Origin of the sequence: Heliobacterium chlorum (assembly GCF_014502795.1) — a bacterium.
GTDB lineage: Bacteria > Bacillota > Desulfitobacteriia > Heliobacteriales > Heliobacteriaceae > Heliobacterium > Heliobacterium chlorum.
On sequence record NZ_JACVHF010000004.1, the window covers coordinates 94,726 to 114,788 of the forward strand.

A 20,063-nucleotide genomic window follows, 5' to 3' on the forward strand; every position below is an offset into this window, starting at 1 on the left:
GCTTTTTCTTTGTAAACATTATCAGAGGATTTTGGCAGATTTAAGTCGAATCAAATAAATAGCGAAACGGGAAAGGGACGGGAGGGTCTGCCATGCAGGGTAGGCGATGTGACAACGTGGACGGGAATATGAAATCGGAATTGGATAAAATCGCCCGTTCGGTCGTAGACAGTTTGACCACCCAAATCGCTATCCTCGACGAGACAGGCGTTGTGATCGCTGTCAACCAGGCATGGCGAGACTTTGCGCTCAAAAATGGATTTTGTCCCGACGACAGTGGCGTTGGATTAAATTATTTAGCTGTTTGCGAGGCCACCGATGGGGACGATGCTTCTGACGCAGCACGGTTTGGAACTGGTATCCGAGCGGTGATGAACGGCCAATTGGAGGAATACGCCCAAGAGTACCCCTGTCATTCCCCAGTGGAGCAGCGGTGGTTCGTCGGTCGTGTGACTCGTCTTTCCTGGGACGGACCTTTGCGAGTCGTTGTGGCCCATGAAGATGTGACGGATCGGGTTTATGCTGGGATTGAGCTCAAAAAGGCCAAGGAATTGGCAGAGGAAGCGAACCGGGCGAAGAGCAACTTTTTGGCCGTCATGAGTCATGAAATCCGGACGCCGATGAACGGCGTTTTAGGCATGGTCGATCTGATGCTTGACACGTTGTTAACGGATGAACAGAAGGAATTCGCGTTGACGATTCAGAGCTCAGCCTATTTGCTGCTTACCATCATCAACGATATTTTGGATTTTTCCAAAATCGAAGCAGGCAAGATGCCCATTGAGACCGTTGAATTTGATGCGGAATGGGTCATTCAAAATACTTCTACCACGTTAGCGGGCAAGGCACGTGAAAAGGGGTTACATCTTCATACATCCTTCGATCCGAAAATCCCTCGGATCCTACGAGGCGACCCGGTCCGTTTACGGCAAATCCTCTTTAACCTGTTGGACAATGCCATCAAGTTTACGGAGCAGGGACAAGTGGACCTGCAAGCGCAACGGATGGCTGTCAAATCGGAGAAGGTCTATGTGCGCTTTCAAGTATCCGATACGGGAATCGGCATGTCTAAAGAGGTCATTAAGCATCTTTTTCAACCGTTTCATCAGGCAGACAGTTCGATGACCCGTCGCTACGGGGGAACAGGGCTGGGGCTGTCCATTGCGAAGCGGCTTATCGAGCTGATGAATGGAACGGTCGGTGTACAAAGCGAAGCCGGGAAAGGATCGACCTTTTGGTTTTTGATTCCCTTTGAGACGATGGGGGAAGCATCCCCCGTCATGTCAACAGAGGAAACGCCAACGGGCGGCACCAACGCGAAAGTTACGCTGCGGGATGCCTCTGATACAGTACCCGCTGACGGTGTAAGCAAGTTGATGAAGGGCCCTATACTGCTCGTGGAAGATAGCCCTGTCAACCGCAAGCTGACGGTGATGCAGTTAAATAAGATTGGTTTCGGCGATGTGGATGTCTGTGTCAATGGCCGGGAGGCGGTCAAGGCGGCATCGGCAAAACCTTATGGGATTATCTTGATGGATTGTCAGATGCCGGTGATGGACGGGTTTGAAGCGACCAAAGCCATACGTCGAATCGAAGGCGTCATGGGCCGTTATACGCCGATCATCGCCCTGACGGCTCATGCCATGGAAGGAGACCGGGAGCGCTGCCTGCAAGCTGGCATGGATGATTACATCAGTAAACCCGTCAAGCTGGAAGAGCTGCACCGTGCCTTAGGGCAGTGGAGCGGAGGCGAACCCCTCTAATTTTCCATATCTTTGCGGTTTGTTGAATACCAGTGGAAATTCGGTATGGCTTTAGTATAATGAATGATGAGGTGAGGCGAACAATATGGGTTTTTTTAATAAACTCTTTGGCGGCGCCAGTGCCAAACCGGCACAGGCGGAATCGGAACGAAAGTCGGCAGCGCCCGGTTCCCTTCTGGGGAAGATTAAGGCGGACGAACAGCGATGGAATGTGACGAGCTTGACCAATGCCGACCCCCATTATGAATTGGGAGATATCGTGATCGTCCATTCGGACCGGGATTTTTATGTGGACTTCCCGGAAAACTTGAAACCGGCTGTGTTGGCGAAGAACCCCAACTTTATCTTTCATCATGACAAGTCTTTTGACGGTTTTCATTATTACTCTGACATCCCCATGCGTTCGGGTATTTATGACTTGGTGGAACGGATTGACAAACACCGGGTACTCGCGGCGCAGGAATGGTTGGCAGAATCGAATGGAGAGTACATAAACCGCCGCCGCTGGGGTGTGCTGCACATCAATCCGTACGGGACGACGGGCAGAGCCGGTCACAACGCACTGGAACTGCAGATGTATGAGACGGACGAGTTTACCCACCGCGTGTTCCGGTCGATCTTCCGGGAACTGCAAGCGGGCGATCCCGATATGCTGAAGATGAAGACGGCTACTGAAGTAAACCGCTATAACGCCTTCTTGACGGACATCAAGGTGCATACATGGGTTACCGTTTCATCGGCCCAAGGGGAACAGCTTGTTTTCGGTCAACGAGGCAAATTGGACGTAACCCTCTGTGACGAGTTGTCTGATGCGGACCGGATCGAAGGGACGCTGAAATTCAGCTTTGCCAACTGGCTCACTCGCTGCCTTGCGAAAGAACTGGTCATCAACCAGGACGCGCTAGCCGGGCTGGAAGGGAATATCAAAGGCTATGACTTGTTCCTGGACAAGTCGGACTACACCATCGGCTTGACGGCAGGTATCAGCCTGGACCAAGGCCGGGCGTCCGTCGTTCAGCCACTCGCCTCGCAAGGAAGGGTCGTTCCTTGCACCAAGCCGGAACTGGGACGGATGATGCAACAAGGGATGACGGCGACCGGCGAATACGCCTTACAGGCACTGGCGGCCCGAAATGGGATAGATTTACGGTAATCGATAAAAAAGGAGATGCCTACAAGGCATCTCCTTTTTATTACCCCGCCATCTCTGGATTCGGCCAAGAGATCGTACCGGAGTGATGGTCTTTGAGGATGAGGTCGGCCGCTAATTTACCGCAGGTGAGGACGACGGGAACCCCTCCGCCGGGATGCACGCAGGCCCCGACGAAGTAGAGGTTCTTCACATTTTCCGATGAGATATGGGGACGGAAATAGCCTGATTGCAGCAGTGTCGGCGCCAAGCCGAAAGCAGCCCCTTGATAGAGATTAAAGCGTTCTTGGAATGTATAGGGCGTGTAGATGCGTTCAAATTCGATATGTTGGCGAAGATCGGTCAGCCCGGCCTTTTCTAATTTCTCCATCACTTTTTCACGGAACTGAGGCAAAGCGGTTTTCCAGTCGATATCGCTGGTGAGGCTTAGCTTACAAATACGCTTTCAGGCATAAACCAAAAAAGGAAAAAGAAAAAGCCGAGAAGGCACCAGTATGGTTGCTTCATCGGCTCTGTTATTCCCGTAGGATGGTTATAGGCAGTATTCTTTTTTAGCGAACCCGTACTTTCACCGGGCCGAGGATGGCGGCCTTGCAGGCTAACCGGACACCGTCATCAATGCGGTCAAAAAGCTCGTCCACTTCATCGATGTCAGGCTCACTCAAGTTCTCTTCGCCTTCTAACACGGTGACTTGGCAAACGCCGCAGCGGCCGTCTTTACAACTGTATTCGATATCAACGCCGTTTTTCAGGCCTGCTTCCAGGAGAGTGGTTCCTTCGGCAGCTTGCACAGAAATTTCTCCATCGTGGGTTACGAACGTAACAGGGATCATTCGTCAAATCACCTCCGACGGATAGTATTCCATTTCCGGCTCTAGTTTCCTTTTGAGCTCCAATAAAAGTTTGCAACAATGTCCCATAAGCGGAGTTGCGAAGCGGGATAGACACGACCTAGAAGTGCAGGTCATAACATATAGAATAGACTATCAATTAGTCTTTTTTCAGGGTTAGGGGGATGTTTACACTTGGGGGGCTCTCGGCGTAAATGCGAGGTGAGGGGGACGAAAGGAGGACGTAAAGGATGATCGTGCTGTCTCTGTGCACAAGCGGCTGCTGCCCGACGGTGGAAATCGTCGAGGGGATGGTCGTGATCCAAGATGACCATGGCGGAAAAGTGTCACTGACCCGGGAGCAGGTGAAAATCTTAGTCGACCGCTTCCCGCAGATTGAGGGGATGTTCTAATGCTGGTCGATCTGCTCTTTGCTTTGGCCGTCCGTTTCTTTGTATTTGATTTTATCTTATTTAAGTCAATCCGGGAGCGCCTGAAAAGCCTGCATTATTTCTTTAAAAAGCTGCTCAGTTGCCCTTTTTGTCAAGGTTTTTGGTGTGGTCTTTTTGTGTACCTTTGGAACCACTATCCCTTGTATTCCTTCGCAGAGTTTATTCAGTTTGGCTTTATCGTCGCCTTTTGCGCCTTTACCTGGAGTGTAGTCATGCATCCCTTGATCGAGTACTTCGAAAAGGATCGGGACATACACTTGACCTAGAGGCAACAGGGCATCCTGATCGAGAACCGGGAGAAGCGTTCTTCCCGGTTTTTTTGTGTATCGGAAGTTCGTCGATAGGAATCTTTTGCTTGTGATCGCAAAAGGGGCTATATTACACTGGATTTGGGATTATATTGAAATATCGGGCTTTGCAAGATCGAAATGGGAGGACCCGCCGATGGAACGATGGAAACCGGTGCTGCAACGATTGGAAGAGCAATTCTGGATTTCGCCCGAGATGATGCAAGCGGTCGCGCAAAAATTTCAAAATGCCATCCGAGCGGGTCTAACCGGCCAAAGGAGTTCGCTGAAAATGCTTCCCTCCTACCTGGCGAGACCGACAGGACAGGAGCAGGGGCTCTTTTTGGCCCTCGACTTTGGCGGGACGAATGTTCGAGTGTCCCAAGTGGAACTGGGAGGAAGAGGACGAATCCGAGTCTTACGGCGCGTCGCTAAAGCCATTAAAGGGCCGAAGGGCGATTATGACTATACGCGAGAACAGGTGACGGCGGAAGAGCTCTTCGACTTTTTAGCCTCCTTGATCGCAGAAGCCATCGACGGGTACACCGGAGAGGCGATTCGATTGGGCCATACCTTTTCCTTTCCGAGCCGCCAGAAAGACATCGGTCATGCGGAACTGATTCACTGGGCGAAAGAGTTTCGCACCAGCGGTGTGGAAGGACAAGATGTGGGGAAACTCCTCACCGAGGCCCTGGCTCGCAGGGGCCTCGGCGGACGAGTCGAGCCGGTAGCGATTATCAATGACACGGTAGGAACGTTATTAACGGCGGCCTACGGAGACAAAGATGCCGATATAGGTTCGATTCTCGGCACCGGCCATAACACATGTTATATGGAAACAAACCCTATTTCCGGTCTGGGGCCGATGATCATCAACATGGAATCAGGGAATTTTGATCGGTTGCCATTCACCGCTTATGACGAGGCTTTAGATTCGTACAGTCACAAGCCGGGGGAACAGCGGCTCGAAAAGATGGTGAGCGGTCATTATGTGGGTGAACTGGTGCGCCGTATGATCCTTGACCTGATGGAAAAGGAAGGCTGGCTGAGTTTTCAGGAACAAGGGATTTTTGCTCGCGCTTTCGCCATTCGCGCAGAGGATTTATCTCTCTGGCTGTCAGACCGGAGCTCAAATCTGGAAGAGATTGAGCGTTGGCTGCACTTTCGAGCCGCAGTCAGACCATCGAAGTTCGGTGAACGCTATACGCTTCGCTCTTTGGCCGAGATGGTGGTTCGGCGTTCGGCCCGACTCGTCGCGGCAACCTATCTCGCTGTGCTGAATCATCGGGATCCAGAGGGTAAGTCAAGTCATACCATCGCTGTAGACGGTTCGCTCTACGAGAAAATGCCTGGTTACGGGGAGGCCTTACAGGAAGCCTTAGCCGAAGCGCAGGGGAGTCACCCAGTTGAAGTAAAAATGCGCCTAACGAAGGCGGGGTCGGAAGTGGGTGCGGCCATCGCGGCGGCAGTCGTATCGTCTCGGCGAAGGCTACTGTGAAAAAGAGAAAATCTCCCGTCTAGATAGGCGGGAGATTTATCAATAAATAAACAAAAGTGATACATTGCATTTAAATTCAGAATACCATTACAATAGAGTTGCAGTTTTTCAGGAAAGTGCTTGATAGGAAGAGGGAGTAGGCATGCAACAGACGATTTTGCTCGTCGATGACAACGCCACTTTCCGAGCTAGTATCCGGCAAGTTTTGACTTCCAGCGGATATGAACTGCTGGAAGCAGCCGAAGGCAACGAAATGATGGCCAAATTGGATAATCTTCTTCCCAAAAAACCAAATCTGATTTTGATGGATTACATACTGCCCGGATTGGATGGCTTTCAGTTGACGAGACAGTTGAAAGCTGACGATATGTATAAATCAGTTCCTATCGTCATCGTTACCGGACGGGCGACTCGTCAGGTTATCGAGAACGCCTTAGCCCTCGGTGTATCTGATCTGATCGCGAAACCGATCAACCCCGATACGATGCTGACCAAAATCCAACGAGCCCTTGCCCAAGACCGCAGAACGAAGCTGGTGAGCCACAGTTTTTCCGTCATTATGCTCATGTTTAGTTTCGTCGCCGGGGAAGACCGCGTCATCGACGAATCCAACGAATATGAGCGGGTGATGGAACTGATCAAAGGGGCCGTTCGTACGGACGATACGGTGGTCAATGTGTCCCAACAAGCGGTGGTGATCATTCTGCCAGCCACTCAACGGGACGGAGCTGAGGTGGTCTTACGCCGGCTCGATGACCGTTTAAATTCACGATACAAAAAAGGAGAGCAACTCTCCTGGTTTTATACCTGTCATTCCTTCCCCTAAAAGGGATTAGTTGAATTTTCCGTTCGGTGAAGTGAGCCGTTCGGAAAAAGCCTTAAACTCCTGAGTCAGACCGTTGCTTTCGATGAAGGCCAGAAAAAGGTTGTTCATCGATATAGCTTCATCGAGGCGTTGGACAAGTTCCCGCGTTCGTTTCTGCAGATCATCGGTCCGTTTCTCGACTTCCTGCATACGCCGATGGAGTTCTCCGCTCTGCACTTCGAGTTCCTGAGTCCGTTCCTCAAGTGACATACGTTTCCCGCCTTTCATTACGCGACACAAATTCTGACGGCGAAAAGGTTTGTATATTCTTTATAGTAACATTGTAAATGTTATCGAAATGCTTGTCGATAATCCTTTGGTGGTTTTATCCATAAAAAGAGCCGCCCATTCTCAAGATAATAAGCGGCTCTGAGCGTATATATTTATGCGAAGGCCGATTGGGCCTCTTGCTGATACCGTAACACCCGGGGAACATAGGCTTGCGTTTCGGAAAAAGGCGGGATTCCTCCATACTTGGAGACGTTACCGGGACCAGCATTGTAGGCGGCAAGGGCCAATTTCACATTGCCCCCGAACTGATCCAGCATTTGTCGCAGGTAACGGACACCGCCGTCGATATTCTGGGCCGGGTCAAAGGCATCGGTAACACCGAGCGAACGAGCTGTGCCGGGCATGAGTTGCATGAGCCCTGCGGCACCGGTCGGCGATACATCGCGCGGATTGAAGCTGGATTCGGCTTTAATCACACCCCAGACCAGTGTGGGGTCTACATTATATTTTTGGGCGGTCTTGCGAATCAAATCGCTGTATTGACCGGCAGGAATGTTTTTCTGTGCGGTGTAGGCTTTACCGGCTTGTTGGGAATTGACAGTCGCCGTGGACGATGTAGTCACCATGTTCCTGTTCAACAGCAGATCCGAGGCCGTGGCGACGTTCAGCCGGTTCGGGTTCGCAGGCGAATAGTTTCCCAGGGCTTGGGCTTTAATCGTGGCCTGCAAGGTTGCGGCAAAATCAGCGAAGGAATCCCCTTTGGGACACTGAGCTTGCACCTGCTGGCGAATCGCTTCAATTCCCGAAACAACCATGTCATCCACCTCCTGTTTCACTATACCCCGATTGGGATGAGCCTGTAAAGGGTAGAAACTGAGGAAAAATGCAAAAATATGTAAAAGTGGCGTTCGTCCTCACAGCGGCGGCACATAGGGCATTCTTACATGGGCTGATTCATGATTTATCCCGCTTGGACGGGCGCCGGATCCCCTTGGGGTGCATAGAATGCAGTCCGGCGGTTTCAGGAGCGGGATCCAATGTCCATACTAGGAAATAGGCATTATTATGAGGTGATCCGATGAATTTAGGAAAAGTATTGCCCGTATGTTCCGCATGCCGGTGTACACCCCCCGAAGGGCTCGCCGGGGGAATTTGGTTCAAAGGTCTTTTTCTCTGTGAGGACTGCTTGAATAATCTCTCCGAATGGCAGGAGAATGAACGGCCTTATCTCCTGTTGAAAGAAAGTTTGGCAGGGTTATGGCGTCACCATCCCGCTTGGCGGCACCATTTGGCGTACGGCAGCAAATCATGATAAAATAACAATTATAAACAAATTGACGAATGGGCAAAGGCCTTCGACCATCGCCAGCGCTTTTGTCTAATGAAAATATGAATGTAACGGAGGTCCTACGGTGACAGAACAACCCTTATGGGAGGCCTTGCTCGCGTACCGCCGTGAGGGAGTCAAGGGGTTTCATATGCCCGGTCATGGGCAAGGGCGGGCCTTCCAAGGACTTGGTCTGACGCCGGACCTGGATGTAACGGAAATTCCCGGACTCGATGACCTCCACGCTCCCGAGGAAGCTATTGCTGAGGCCCAAGCCGCTGCTGCTCGGGCCTTTGGTGCTCAGGCCACTTTTTTTTTGGTTCAAGGGGCGACGGTGGGGATCCATGCTCTCTGCATGTCCGGATTGAAACCCGGCGATGAGATCGTTCTTCCCCGTCACTGTCACCGGTCTCTCTTCGGCGCTCTTGTGCTCAGCGGTGCTGTACCCCGCTACATCCCGGCAGTTTGCGAAGCAGAGACAGGGCTACCTTTAGCTTCCGATCCCTCTAGGCTGGAAGAAAGCGCCATCGGCGCCAAGGCGTTGTTTATGCTTCGGCCGAGCTATTTCGGGACGGCGGAGGATTTGGCGCCTTGGCTCGATTGTTCCCATCGGGTAGGGATCCCGCTGTGGGTCGATGAGGCTCATGGCGCCGCCTATCCCTTCAGCGACCGGTTGCCGGAATCGGCGCTGAAACTAGGAGCTCATGCGGTCGTTCATGGAAGTCATAAAACACTGCCTGTTCTCACTCAGGCGGCCATGCTCCATATCGGCTCGGGGGAATTTTCGCCTCCCAGCTTTGCGGTGGACAAGGTCCGCCGAGCCCTCTCGGTGCTGCAAACGACAAGCCCCTCCTATCTGCTGCTGGCTTCTCTCGATCTGGCCCGGAGCCGCATGGAAGAGGAGGGCCAGGGGCTGTGGGAGCACACTGCCGAACGAGCCCAGCTTTTACGAAAAGAACTGAATCGCCTCAAAGGAATTTCCTGTTGGGGTGAAGAAATTAAGGCCTATCCCGGTGTCACCGACTGGGATCCGACGCGTCTACTCGTGGTCATCCGGGATTGGCCGATGACCGGGTATGAACTGCGCCGGCAACTGAGAGAAAAGTATGGCATTGAAGCCGAACTGGCCGGTTCGGCCCATATCCTGTTTCTCATCTCTCCCTTTGACGATGACGATGCCGATACCGTGCTGCTGGCGGCCTTCCGCCATCTCGCCGGATCCGTAGAGCGGCGTCAGCCCGGGAGCATTAGAGATGGAAGTCTATTTAAAGACAGCTACCGGCAGTGGCCCCAGATGGTGCTGACACCGAGGGAAGCATTTTTCGCCTCCCATCGCGTCGTTTCGCTGTCCGAGGCCCGTGACCAGATTGCGGCAGAATTTATCTGTCCCTATCCCCCCGGGATTCCCCTCGTCGCGCCCGGTGAGAAAATAACGCCGGAAATGGTGGAACTGATCGGAGAACTCCAACAAGCCGGAGTGCACTGGCAAGGGTCGGCGGACCCCAAGCTGACCTTGATCACCGTGATCGATAAATAAACGTTCCGATTCAGCTTGTGGCCTATTGAGTATTCAGGCATTTTGGCCGATGATATAGTAATGAGCGTAACTATGCAAAGGGTAAGGCGAGGTGCCATCATGCCTGGGCTATTTATCACTCTCGAAGGAGCCGATGGGGCTGGAAAGACGACCCAAGGGGCGTTGCTGGCGCAGGCTTTTCGAGCTTTACAATACCCCGTGCTGGAAACACGGGAACCGGGTGGAACGCCGGTGAGCGAGGCAGCCCGCCGGGTGTTGCTCGATCCCTCCTTGACGGGAATGGTGCCGATGGCGGAAGTCTTCCTGTACGCCGCCGCCCGAGCTCAGTTGGTCCGTGAAATAATCTTGCCAGCCTTAGCCGCCGGTATAGTTGTTATCTGTGACCGGTTTACCGACTCGACGCTGGCCTATCAAGGGTACGGCCGTGGTTTGGATATGGAACGACTGCAAAGCATCAATCATTGGGCGACAGAAGGGCTGGCGCCTGATTTGACATTGCTTCTCGATATTGACAGCGATAAAGGCTTGAGCCGGGCTCGCCGAAAAGGTGCTGACCGCATGGAGATGGAGACGGCTGCCTTCCATCAGAAGGTTCGCCGCGGTTTTCTGGAACTGGCGGCCAAAGAGACGAGCCGAATCCGGGTCATCCCGGCCGGCAGCGATATCTTCGGGGTTCACCGGCAGGTTGTCAACGCGGTCCGTGAGAAAGTGCCGGAACTGGTTTGCTGTCAGGAGGGATAAAACATGTCTGATAACATTAAGATTAAAAACTTCCCGACGGGAATCAGCGATGCCCGGCAAATCGCAGACAGCGACCGGAACGCTGGCTCTAGTATCACGAAAGAAGCCTTTCTTTCAGAGCTGCACAAAGCCCGCTCTGCCCGGGACCAATCGGATTTGCAAGACCTGTTGGAACGCATTGACAGTGCTGCCCAGAGCCTAGTGCAAAATCGAACGGTAGGTCATCTGAAAAAGTACCGTGAGATGGTAAAGAAGTTTTTAGCTCAAGTCGTCGGCGGTGCCTATCAGTTGAAGGAAGAAGCAGGCTGGGATCGGCGGGGACGGCATAAAGTACTCATTACGGTGGAAAAGGTGAATCGCCAGTTAGACGAGCTTGCCTCTGCCGTTTTTTCTCAACAGTCGGAGTCTATCGATATCCTCGGTAAAACCGGTGAGATTCGAGGCCTCCTTTTGGATATCATCACCTAGGGGAGATGGCCGTGCGGTTATCCGAGATTGAGGGCCAGGAGCGGGCCGTCCAGCAGTTGATTCGTGGATTATCTCGGGAACGAGTCGCCCACGCTTATCTTTTTTCAGGTCCTCAGGGTGTTGGGAAAAGGACAACGGCTCGGGCCTTTGCCCAAGCGGTTCTTTGTCTGGAGCCTCAAGAGGGTGAGGCTTGTGAGAGCTGTGCTTCTTGCCGTCAGTTTTCCGGAGAGAACCATCCGGACTTTTTTCATATTCGTCCCGACGGGGCTTCCGTAAAGATCGATCAAATACGTAATCTGCAAAAGCGGATTCGTTATCTCCCCTACGTATCGGCCCATCAAGCTGTGATCATTGAACAGGCCGAAACGATGCAGGGACCGGCGGCGAATGCCCTGCTGAAGATACTGGAAGAGCCGCCAGGGCCTACGGTCTTTATCCTTGTTACCGACCGAGGCCATGGGATTCTCCCGACGATCCTATCTCGCTGCCTGCCCGTTCATTTTCAACCCATCCCGGGCGAGGCGATCGGCCGTTTCTTGCGTGAAAAAGGTGTCGATCCCCAGCATATTCCCTTGCTGACGCTGTTGTCTGACGGACGTTGGGACCGGGCAGGCCAACTAGCCGAAGCAGGACTGCCGCCGGGACGGGAGAAGGCCCAGCAGATATTGGAACGGTTGCCCAGGATGAGCGACAGCCAGATCTTTCAACTGGCCGAAGAATGGGACAAGAACAAAGAAGCCATTGCGGAGTTCGTCGACTACGGAGCCCTTTTGCTGCGTGATTGGTTGCTCTTGGCGGGGCAGTCGGCGGACCGAGGGGACAAGCTGGCGGAGGAACTGATCATCAACCGCGATATTGTTGGCGGTGCTAACTGGTCACTCCCGGTTTTGCTGGCAGGATTGGAACTTGTCATGAAAACACGACGCCTGCTCGAGACAAACGCCAGTGCCCGCTTGCTGGTGGAAGATTTGCTGTTGCGGCTTCGGGATCTAACCCGGAAATAACATAGAAAAACATGGGCCGAGGGAGACAGGAGGAAACATGTTGGTCAAGATAGTCGGTGTCCGGTTTAAAAAAACCGGTAAAGTTTATTATTTCGATCCGGGCGATCTGGAAATCCAGGCGCAGGATCGAGTGATCGTCGAGACGGCCCGCGGTATCGAGTATGGAGAGATCGTCATACCTCCTCGGGAAGTACCCGAAGACAGCCTCGTTAACCCTTTAAAAAAGGTGCTGAGAGTCGCCACGGCCGAAGATGCCCAGCAGGTGGAAGAGAACCGTTCGAAAGAAACGGCCGCCTATGAGATTTGCCAAAAGAAGATCAGCATCCACCAGTTACCGATGAAACTGGTCGATGTGGAATACACTTTCGACGCCTCCAAGATCATCTTCTACTTTACTGCCGATGGCCGGGTCGATTTCCGGGAACTGGTGAAGGACTTAGCTGCTGTTTTCCGGACCCGTATTGAACTGCGCCAGATCGGTGTTCGTGATGAGGCCAAGATGATTGGCGGCATCGGTTGCTGCGGCAGGGTGCTCTGCTGCTCCTCCTTCCTGGGGGATTTTGAACCGGTTTCGATCCGCATGGCCAAGGACCAGAACCTTTCCTTAAACCCGACGAAAATCTCAGGAATCTGCGGCCGCCTCATGTGCTGCTTAAAGTTCGAAAACGACTGTTATGAACGAAAAGACATACCTCCCCGGCCTTACCCAAAACCGATGGACATGCCCGAATCAGAACAGGGCTGACGATGTTATTCTGACTTGAGATGTTGCGGACAGCGCAAACCACGAGAGGTGGAGCGGGTGAAAAAGGTAACCTCCAAGCTGATCGCTCTGGAAGAGCAACTGCGGGAACTCCTGTCGGAAGTGGAAGCATTGAAAATGGAAGTCTATACGCTAGAGGAAGAAAACGCGCGGCTGCGGGCGGAACGGGCCAATGTGACGCCGGAGACGGTCGATCGGGTCGAGGACAATGTGCGCCTACTGGAACGGCAAGGCCATGAGAATCTGAACCGGCTATACCGGGAAGGTTTTCATATCTGTCACGTTCACTTCGGTCAGCCTCGGAGCGGCGACGATTGTTTGTTCTGCGTCAGTTTTTTAGAAAAAGAGTAGGTGAACCATGAACCAAGCCGAAGAGAGCCCTTCCGGGGCGGGGAAGCTGATCGTCTGCGCCACACCGATCGGCAATCTTGAAGATATCACCTTGCGAGTGCTGCAAGCGTTAAAGAGGGCTGACCTCATCGCTGCCGAAGATACCCGCCATACCCGGAAGCTCTTAAGCGCCTATGATATCCATGTGCCGCTCACGTCGTACCACGAGCATAACCGCTTTGGCAAAGGAACGGAGATTCTCGATAAAGTGGCTGCAGGCGCTGTGGTGGCGCTCGTTTCCGACGCCGGACTACCGGGGATCTCTGATCCCGGTGAAGACCTGGTGCGGCAGTGTGTCGAACGGGGCTTGCCGGTGGAAGTGCTGCCCGGGCCGACAGCTTCCCTGACGGCACTCGTCCTTTCAGGGCTGCCTACAGGCCGGTTTGTCTTCGAAGGTTTCTTGCCCCGCCAGAAAAAAGAATACCGGGAACGGATCGCCTCGCTCGCCCGGGAGGAGCGCACCCTGATCATCTACGAGTCACCCTACCGGGTGAGAGATACCGTAAAAGACCTCCGGGACGCCTTTGGCGGGGAACGGAAAGCGGCTTTGATACGAGAGCTGACCAAGAAGTACGAGGAAGTCCGTCGCGGTACCCTCGACGAACTGGCGCTCTCTTTGCAAGAAGGAGTGCGGGGGGAATGCACCCTCGTCGTAGCCGGTTTTGATGGTCAGGGACAAACGAAAGGGACTGGAGAAGGGGAACAATCCGAAGGTGAAGAGGAAAGTGACACCGAAAAGGCCCGACGACTGACCGAACGGATAAGGATTCTGGAAACAGAAGGAGACGACCACAAAAGCGCCCTGAAAAAAGCCGCCCAGGAATTGGGTCTCCCGCGACGAGAAGCGTACCGCTTGAAGCTTCTCCATGAAGGCAAAAGCGATTCCGATGAAATAGAAAAATAACGGGACGGGGTTTCCCCCGTCCCGTTTTTATGGCATGTTCGCCATAATATAGCCCGTTTCTTTTTTTCAGTTGGAAATAATGGTATTATGTAGCCAATCAGCCTGCAGCGTTTTGAGCCATGCTGACGGCGCATTCACGGCAGACCACTTTGCCACGGAAGTTCTGAACATCAACGGCGCTTCCACAGAAAACGCAGGCAGGTTCATATTTCCTCAAAATAATCTTCTCGTGATCGACGTAAATCTCCAAAGCGTCTTTTTCATCGATACCGAGGGTTCGCCGCAGTTCAATGGGGATGACCACACGTCCCAGTTCATCGACTTTACGCACAATACCTGTAGATTTCATGAAAAATTGCCTCCCTTCGTTCCCCAAAATTCGACAACGTTCAACAACCTGATGGTACCATTCGTTCCAGGAACAGTCAACCCCTGCTTTTAAAATTTGACAAAAATCCATAAAAATCATCTTTTCTGGGGTTACAGCCAGGTTTTTGGGAATAAGAGAGATGATGATGAACAGGAGGCTACCGCATTGAGTCAAAACCGCCCTACCTTTTATTTGACGACGCCCATCTATTACCCCAGCGGAAAACCGCACATCGGCCACGCCTATTCGACAGTCATGGCCGATACGATCGCCCGTTACAAGCGCCTGCGGGGATTTGATGTGCGCTTCCTCACCGGGCTCGATGAACACGGTCAAAAGATAGAGCGTTCCGCTAAGGCAAAAGAGATGGAACCGATTCAGTACTTAAACCAACTGGCCGATACTTTTTTAGCCGTCTGGAAGCAGTATCAGATTGAATATGACGACTTCATTCGCACGACCGAAGAACGTCATAAAAAGGCTGTCCAGACCATCTTCCAAAAGATCTGGGATAACGGAGACATCTATAAATCGGAATACGAAGGCTGGTATTGCACGCCTTGTGAAGCCTTCTGGGTGGAACGGCAGCTCAAAGAAGTGGATAACCAAAGGCTCTGCCCGGACTGTGACCGTCCTGTCGAACTGGTGAAGGAAGAGAGCTATTTCTTCCGCATGTCCAAATACCAGGACCGCCTGCTCAAACACATCGAGGAAAACCCCGATTTTATCCAGCCGACGAGCCGGCGCAATGAGATGCTCAGCTTCATCAAGCAGGGGTTGGAAGATCTTTGTGTCTCCCGGACGACCTTCAAGTGGGGGATCCCCGTACCGATCAACGAAAACCATGTCATCTACGTCTGGTTTGACGCCCTGTCCAACTACATCACCGCCTTAGGCTATGGCAGTGATAACCAGGAATTGTACCAACGGTACTGGCCGGCCGATGTTCATCTCGTTGGCAAAGATATCGTCCGTTTTCACACGGTCATCTGGCCCATCATCCTGATGGCATTAGGGGAACCCTTGCCTAAGCAAGTTTATGGTCACGGCTGGTTCATGCTCGATTCCGGAAAGATGTCTAAATCGAAGGGGAATGTGGTCGATCCGGTAGAGTTGGCGAACAAATATGGTGTCGATGCCATGCGGTATTACTTCGCCCGGGAAATGACCGCCGGTCAAGATGCTTATTATTTGGAGGAATCGCTCATCGGCCGGATCAATACGGATCTGGCCAACGATATCGGCAACCTGCTCCACCGGTCCTTATCGATGGTGGAACGCTTCTCCGGCGGTGTCGTGAAGAAAGCATCTCCCGAGGCAGAAGGTCCGCTGGAAAAAGAGATTCAAGCCCTCGCTGAAAAAGTCGTCCATGAGTACAGCACTCTGATGGATAAATATGACCTGTCCGGCGCCCATGCCGCCATCTTCAAGCTCGTCGGACGCATGAACAAATATGTGGACGAACGGGCTCCTTGGGCATTGAACAAAAAGCCTGAGGCTCGGGCTGAACTGGAAGCTGTCCTCTATCATATGGTGGAAAGCCTTCGCTTGGCCGCGATCTTGCTCAAGCCGGTCATGCCCAATATCCCGCAGAAAATCTTTGCCCAGTTGGGCATAGCCGACCGGGAAGATTTGCAGGGCTGGGAAGGGACCATCTGGGGGGAATTCCCAGACGGTGTCACCGTACAAAAAGGGGAACCCCTCTTCCCCCGGATCGATCCGGCGGCCTTACAAGGAGATGCCGAGGCAGGCAGCCAAAAAGACGCCAAAACAGAGAAAAAAGGAAAGGCAGCGGAGCAAAAAATGACCGATACGAAAGCAAATGATACAACAACTGTCGTCCCAGAAGGCGCAGCGCAATCAGCCCTAGAGGGCACCCAAGCATCAACGACGGAAGCTGTCGCAGAAAACCTTCCGGTTATGGAACCTCTGTTACCGGAGATTACCATCGACGACTTTGCCAAGGTGGATCTGCGGGTGATCGAGGTGGTAGAAGCGGAGAGAGTTCCCAAGACAGAGAAACTGATGCAGTTAAAAGTCAAGCTAGGCGATGAAATCCGCACGGTTGTCTCTGGGATCGCCCAATACTATACGCCGGAAGAACTCGTCGGGAAAAAGCTCGTCCTCGTGGCCAACTTAAAGCCGGCCAAACTGCGGGGAATCACCTCACAAGGCATGATTCTGGCGGCCTCCAACAATGGAGTGCTAGAAGCGTTGACCGTCACGAAAGATATTCCCGCTGGCAGTCGGGTGAAATAGATGCGCCTCTTCGACACCCATGCCCACATGGACGACAAATCTTTTCGAGACGACCGGGAAGAGGTCTTCGCACAAGCCCAGGAGGCTGGCGTCGAATTGATCGTCAATGCCGGCTACGATATTCCTTCCTCAGAACGCTCGATCGCCCTAGCAGACCAATATCCCTTCATCTATGCGGCAGTGGGCGTCCATCCTCACGATGCGGAAGGAGTCACCGAAGAGACTTATGAACAACTCCGCACGATGGCGGCCCATCGGAAGATGGTCGCCGTCGGTGAGATTGGGCTCGATTACTATCGAGATTTGTCGCCTCGGCCTGTTCAGCAGGAAGTCTTTGTCCGGCAGTTACATCTCGCCCAGGAACTTGGCAAACCGGTGATTATCCATGATCGGGACGCCCACGGGGACGTCATGGATACGCTGCGCCGCGAGGCTCAAGGGATCGAGGGAGTATTACACTGCTTTTCCGGCAGTTGGGAGATGGCCAAATTCTGCCTCGATCTCGGTTTTTACATCTCCTTAGCCGGCCCGGTCACCTATACAAATGCCCGGCAGCTATTGGACATCGCAAAAAAAGTCCCCGCCGATCGGCTGCTCATCGAGACCGATTCCCCCTACCTATCGCCGCACCCCCTTCGCGGTAAGCGCAACCACTCAGGGAATGTAGCTTTGGTTGCCCAAAAGGTGGCACAACTGCGGGAGGAGGATCCCGAAGAACTGGCCGAACAGATGCTGCGAAACGGATGCCGGCTCTTTCGAATTCCAGAACCGAATTCAATTCCATAATCAGGAACCGGAAAAAGAACCCACTTGGGTTCTTTTTTTTATTGGCCCCTAATAGATTGGACCATGCCCGTTCTTGTCCCCGTAAAGGGGATTTATGGGGAAAAGAAGGGGAGGGTTCTGATTGGATAGATCTAGCACACCGGCGACAGAATCGAAAGTGAAAGCTCGTCTTACGTCTCCTTGGATTGTGGGAACAGCTGCTTTCTTCGCACTTGTCGGCATGCTTACACCGGTGATGATGAGTGATGCCTTTCGTTGGAAGACCCTTTCCGTCGAATCGGAAGGGCAGACACGGATTGTCCGTTCCCGCGCGAAGACCGTAAAAGATGTGCTCACCAGCGAGGGGATTCCTTATGAGATTGGCGATCGATTGACTCCGATGGAAGAAGAGCCAGTCACCGACGGAATGGTTATCCATGTGGAGAAGTCTCAATGGCACGAATTGGCCCTGGACGGACGAAAGATGAACTTTAAGCTTACCGGCAGTCTCTCGAAAGAGAAACTTCAAGAAATGGGCGTAGCTTTCGGTAAAGAGGACCGCCTTGAGGCGGTGGCGGAAGATGGTGTATCGCGATGGCGAATCGTCCGTGTAGAAAAGCAGAGCCGGAATCGGACAGAGCCCATTCCCTTTGAACGGCAGGAATTGACCGACGGGACGATGCCCAAAGGACAAAGCCGTGTCGTCGTTCAAGGAGAAGAGGGCCTGAAGGAAATCACCGAAGTGGTCACTCTCGAAAATGGAGTCGAAGTAGGGGCCGAGAGGCTGAGGGAAGAAGTACAAAAGCCAGCTCGGAATGAAGTGGTCATCCGCGGCGAAGGATCGGACAGAGGCGGAAGTAGATTGGCCATGGCATCACGGGGGCGCTCCACTCGCCTTGGGCAATCTGGAGGAACTGACAATGGTCTTCCCCAGGGATCCAAGATCGCCTCTTCCTTCACGGTGAGTGCCACCGCCTATACGCACACGGGCAGCCGCACCGCCACAGGCCGTTGGCCGTCGGTCGGTGTGGTTGCAGTGGACCCAAGGGTGATCCCTCTAGGGACCAAACTGTTTGTGGAAAATTACGGTATGGCTACAGCGGCCGACACTGGCGGAGCCATTAAAGGGAATAAAATCGATGTTTTTTTCGACACGGAAGCGGAATGTATTCGTTGGGGAAGGCGACCGGTAACCGTACATATCGTGGAGGAATAGTGAGAATAGCTTAAAACTTTCGGCACAAGCACAGTTGATTGGGGAAAAGAGGAAACCACGTCGAAGGATCAGTGGCTCTTTTTCCCATTTTTCAACATTCTTAGCTTTGACAAGCCCCCGTTCCTTAAGTAAAATGAGTACAACCTAAAATTGGTTAGACTTGGTCGAAAGGGGGCCCCGTCATGCCGGATGACACCACCACTAACCCGACCGAGCCGCTATCCTTTCTCCAAAGACTGCAAACAGTGGCCAAAGATCTCACTCAGTTTCGCTCTCAGCCGCCGGGGCGGCAATGGAAGTTGGCTTTAGGCCTTCTTGTCGGTCTGCTCTTTGTCACCTGGGGTTTATACGATTGGTTGCAAAAAGACATCACATTGGACATCGATGGACAAAAAGTCGTCGTGGGTACCTTCTCCCACAGCGTCGCCGAAGTGTTGAAAGAAAAGGAAATCACCTTGGCTGAGAAAGACAAGGTCGAACCGAGTCCAGAGACAGCGCTGACAGACGGACTTACCGTACATATCATTCGAGCCTTTCCTGTATCGCTGGTCGTAGATGGCCAGCGCAAAGAAATCGTCACAACACCTGTCTTCGTCAAAGATCTGGTTGAACAAACATCGATAAAATTGCAGCCCAAGGACCGGGTTGAACCATCTCTGGAAACATTGGTGGACAAGCCTGGGCAGGTTCGCATCGTTCGTGTACAGGAAACAGAAGTTGTTGAAAACGAACCCATTCCTTTTCGCACAGAATCGAAACCGGACAACAGCTTGGAAAAAGGCCTTCAAAAGATCGTTTCTCGAGGAAAGAACGGCATCGTTCGCCAGGCGACCAAGGTGATCTTTGAAGACGGTCAGGAAGTTAAGCGGGAACTGATTTCGCAGGAAATCGTTCAACCGCCCGTCAATCAAGTGGTGGCTATGGGTACGATTGATCAGGTGTCTCGGGGCGGTCTGCGCTTTCGCATCAAAGAGGCACTGTACATGACAGCGACTGCCTACACCCATACGGGCAGAAACACAGCCTCTGGCGCATACCCGGAAGTAGGCATGGTCGCCGTGGACCCCTCCACCATCCCTATGGGTTCTAAGCTATACGTGGAAGGATACGGATTTGCCCGCGCCGCTGACCGGGGAGCGTCCATCATCGGCGACCACATCGATGTGTTCGTCGAAACGGAGCAAGATGCGAGACGATGGGGTAAAAAGAACACGAAGGTCTATGTACTGGACGAATAAGCAAA

General features: G+C 52.8%; 23 protein-coding genes. 18 read left to right on the forward strand and 5 right to left on the reverse strand.

The window, feature by feature from the left end:
- The first annotated feature begins 92 nt into the window (after window positions 1-92).
- Both H1S01_RS06420 and H1S01_RS06425 read left to right on the forward strand, forming a co-directional pair.
- On the forward strand, window positions 93-1,763 hold the full coding sequence (locus H1S01_RS06420; protein WP_188039270.1) for a PAS domain-containing hybrid sensor histidine kinase/response regulator: 1,671 nt from the start codon (window positions 93-95) through the stop codon (window positions 1,761-1,763).
- Window positions 1,764-1,848: 85 nt separating this feature from the next.
- Complete coding sequence (locus tag H1S01_RS06425) at window positions 1,849-2,916, forward strand: hypothetical protein (RefSeq protein WP_188039271.1); 1,068 nt, start codon at window positions 1,849-1,851, stop codon at window positions 2,914-2,916.
- A 40-nt stretch (window positions 2,917-2,956) separates the two neighbouring features.
- Here H1S01_RS06425 and H1S01_RS06430 read toward each other — a convergent pair whose 3' ends face one another.
- Window positions 2,957-3,307 (reverse strand): phytoene desaturase family protein, encoded by a 351-nt coding sequence (locus tag H1S01_RS06430; RefSeq protein WP_188039272.1) that lies wholly within the window; start codon window positions 3,305-3,307, stop codon window positions 2,957-2,959.
- A 157-nt stretch (window positions 3,308-3,464) separates the two neighbouring features.
- Entirely contained in the window at window positions 3,465-3,746 is a 282-nt protein-coding gene (locus H1S01_RS06435) for a 2Fe-2S iron-sulfur cluster-binding protein (protein ID WP_188039273.1), read from the reverse strand.
- Between the two features lie 248 nt (window positions 3,747-3,994).
- On the opposite strand from H1S01_RS06435, the gene H1S01_RS06440 reads away from it, so the two are divergent.
- The 4 genes from H1S01_RS06440 (at window position 3,995) to H1S01_RS06455 (ending at window position 6,806) form a co-directional block, all read left to right on the forward strand.
- Window positions 3,995-4,156: a globin family protein gene (locus H1S01_RS06440; RefSeq protein ID WP_155475529.1), complete on the forward strand. Its 162-nt coding sequence runs from the start codon at window positions 3,995-3,997 to the stop codon at window positions 4,154-4,156.
- Window positions 4,156-4,461, forward strand: a complete 306-nt coding sequence (locus H1S01_RS06445) for a hypothetical protein (protein WP_188039274.1) — start codon at window positions 4,156-4,158, stop codon at window positions 4,459-4,461. The genes H1S01_RS06440 and H1S01_RS06445 overlap by 1 nt, the downstream gene beginning before the upstream one ends.
- 178 nt (window positions 4,462-4,639) lie before the next feature.
- On the forward strand, window positions 4,640-5,980 hold the full coding sequence (locus H1S01_RS06450) for a hexokinase family protein (RefSeq protein ID WP_188039275.1): 1,341 nt from the start codon (window positions 4,640-4,642) through the stop codon (window positions 5,978-5,980).
- A 142-nt stretch (window positions 5,981-6,122) separates the two neighbouring features.
- Window positions 6,123-6,806 carry a response regulator gene (locus tag H1S01_RS06455; RefSeq protein WP_188039276.1) on the forward strand — a complete coding sequence of 228 codons (684 nt, stop codon included), beginning with the start codon at window positions 6,123-6,125 and terminating at the stop codon, window positions 6,804-6,806.
- Window positions 6,807-6,812: 6 nt separating this feature from the next.
- Here the strand turns inward: H1S01_RS06455 and H1S01_RS06460 are convergent, their stop codons facing one another.
- A complete protein-coding gene (locus tag H1S01_RS06460; RefSeq protein ID WP_188039277.1) occupies window positions 6,813-7,055 on the reverse strand; it encodes a hypothetical protein in 243 nt (80 codons plus the stop codon).
- Between the two features lie 173 nt (window positions 7,056-7,228).
- Window positions 7,229-7,891 (reverse strand): lytic transglycosylase domain-containing protein, encoded by a 663-nt coding sequence (locus H1S01_RS21890; RefSeq protein ID WP_188039278.1) that lies wholly within the window; start codon window positions 7,889-7,891, stop codon window positions 7,229-7,231.
- A gap of 263 nt (window positions 7,892-8,154) precedes the next feature.
- Between H1S01_RS21890 and H1S01_RS06470 the strand changes: the two genes are divergently transcribed.
- The 8 genes from H1S01_RS06470 to rsmI all read left to right on the forward strand — a co-directional run bounded on the left by H1S01_RS06470 (window position 8,155) and on the right by rsmI (window position 14,210).
- Window positions 8,155-8,388 (forward strand): sigma factor G inhibitor Gin, encoded by a 234-nt coding sequence (locus tag H1S01_RS06470; RefSeq protein WP_188039279.1) that lies wholly within the window; start codon window positions 8,155-8,157, stop codon window positions 8,386-8,388.
- A 100-nt stretch (window positions 8,389-8,488) separates the two neighbouring features.
- The gene (locus H1S01_RS06475) at window positions 8,489-9,940 is read left to right on the forward strand and encodes an Orn/Lys/Arg family decarboxylase (protein ID WP_188039280.1); all 1,452 of its coding nucleotides are present in this window, start codon (window positions 8,489-8,491) and stop codon (window positions 9,938-9,940) included.
- 99 nt (window positions 9,941-10,039) lie between these two features.
- Window positions 10,040-10,681, forward strand: coding sequence for a dTMP kinase (tmk, locus tag H1S01_RS06480; protein WP_188039281.1), 642 nt, complete (start codon window positions 10,040-10,042; stop codon window positions 10,679-10,681).
- 3 nt (window positions 10,682-10,684) lie between these two features.
- Window positions 10,685-11,149 (forward strand): YaaR family protein, encoded by a 465-nt coding sequence (locus H1S01_RS06485; RefSeq protein WP_188039282.1) that lies wholly within the window; start codon window positions 10,685-10,687, stop codon window positions 11,147-11,149.
- An 11-nt stretch (window positions 11,150-11,160) separates the two neighbouring features.
- Complete coding sequence (holB, locus tag H1S01_RS06490; protein WP_188039283.1) at window positions 11,161-12,153, forward strand: DNA polymerase III subunit delta'; 993 nt, start codon at window positions 11,161-11,163, stop codon at window positions 12,151-12,153.
- Between the two features lie 40 nt (window positions 12,154-12,193).
- Complete coding sequence (locus H1S01_RS06495; protein ID WP_188039378.1) at window positions 12,194-12,898, forward strand: PSP1 domain-containing protein; 705 nt, start codon at window positions 12,194-12,196, stop codon at window positions 12,896-12,898.
- Window positions 12,899-12,955: 57 nt separating this feature from the next.
- Window positions 12,956-13,267 carry an initiation control protein YabA gene (locus H1S01_RS06500; protein WP_170291698.1) on the forward strand — a complete coding sequence of 104 codons (312 nt, stop codon included), beginning with the start codon at window positions 12,956-12,958 and terminating at the stop codon, window positions 13,265-13,267.
- Window positions 13,268-13,274: 7 nt separating this feature from the next.
- Window positions 13,275-14,210, forward strand: coding sequence for a 16S rRNA (cytidine(1402)-2'-O)-methyltransferase (gene rsmI / locus H1S01_RS06505; protein WP_188039284.1), 936 nt, complete (start codon window positions 13,275-13,277; stop codon window positions 14,208-14,210).
- A 97-nt stretch (window positions 14,211-14,307) separates the two neighbouring features.
- Here the strand turns inward: rsmI and H1S01_RS06510 are convergent, their stop codons facing one another.
- Entirely contained in the window at window positions 14,308-14,559 is a 252-nt protein-coding gene (locus H1S01_RS06510; protein WP_155475541.1) for an AbrB/MazE/SpoVT family DNA-binding domain-containing protein, read from the reverse strand.
- Between the two features lie 186 nt (window positions 14,560-14,745).
- Here H1S01_RS06510 and metG point away from each other — a divergent pair, with 186 nt between their 5' ends.
- The 4 genes from metG to H1S01_RS06530 all read left to right on the forward strand — a co-directional run bounded on the left by metG (window position 14,746) and on the right by H1S01_RS06530 (window position 20,058).
- On the forward strand, window positions 14,746-16,839 hold the full coding sequence (gene metG, locus H1S01_RS06515; protein ID WP_188039285.1) for a methionine--tRNA ligase: 2,094 nt from the start codon (window positions 14,746-14,748) through the stop codon (window positions 16,837-16,839).
- Window positions 16,840-17,625, forward strand: coding sequence for a TatD family hydrolase (locus H1S01_RS06520; protein WP_188039286.1), 786 nt, complete (start codon window positions 16,840-16,842; stop codon window positions 17,623-17,625).
- Window positions 17,626-17,746: 121 nt separating this feature from the next.
- Window positions 17,747-18,820, forward strand: a complete 1,074-nt coding sequence (locus H1S01_RS06525) for a 3D domain-containing protein (protein WP_188039287.1) — start codon at window positions 17,747-17,749, stop codon at window positions 18,818-18,820.
- A 182-nt stretch (window positions 18,821-19,002) separates the two neighbouring features.
- Window positions 19,003-20,058, forward strand: a complete 1,056-nt coding sequence (locus tag H1S01_RS06530) for a 3D domain-containing protein (protein WP_188039288.1) — start codon at window positions 19,003-19,005, stop codon at window positions 20,056-20,058.
- Window positions 20,059-20,063: the final 5 nt, after the last annotated feature.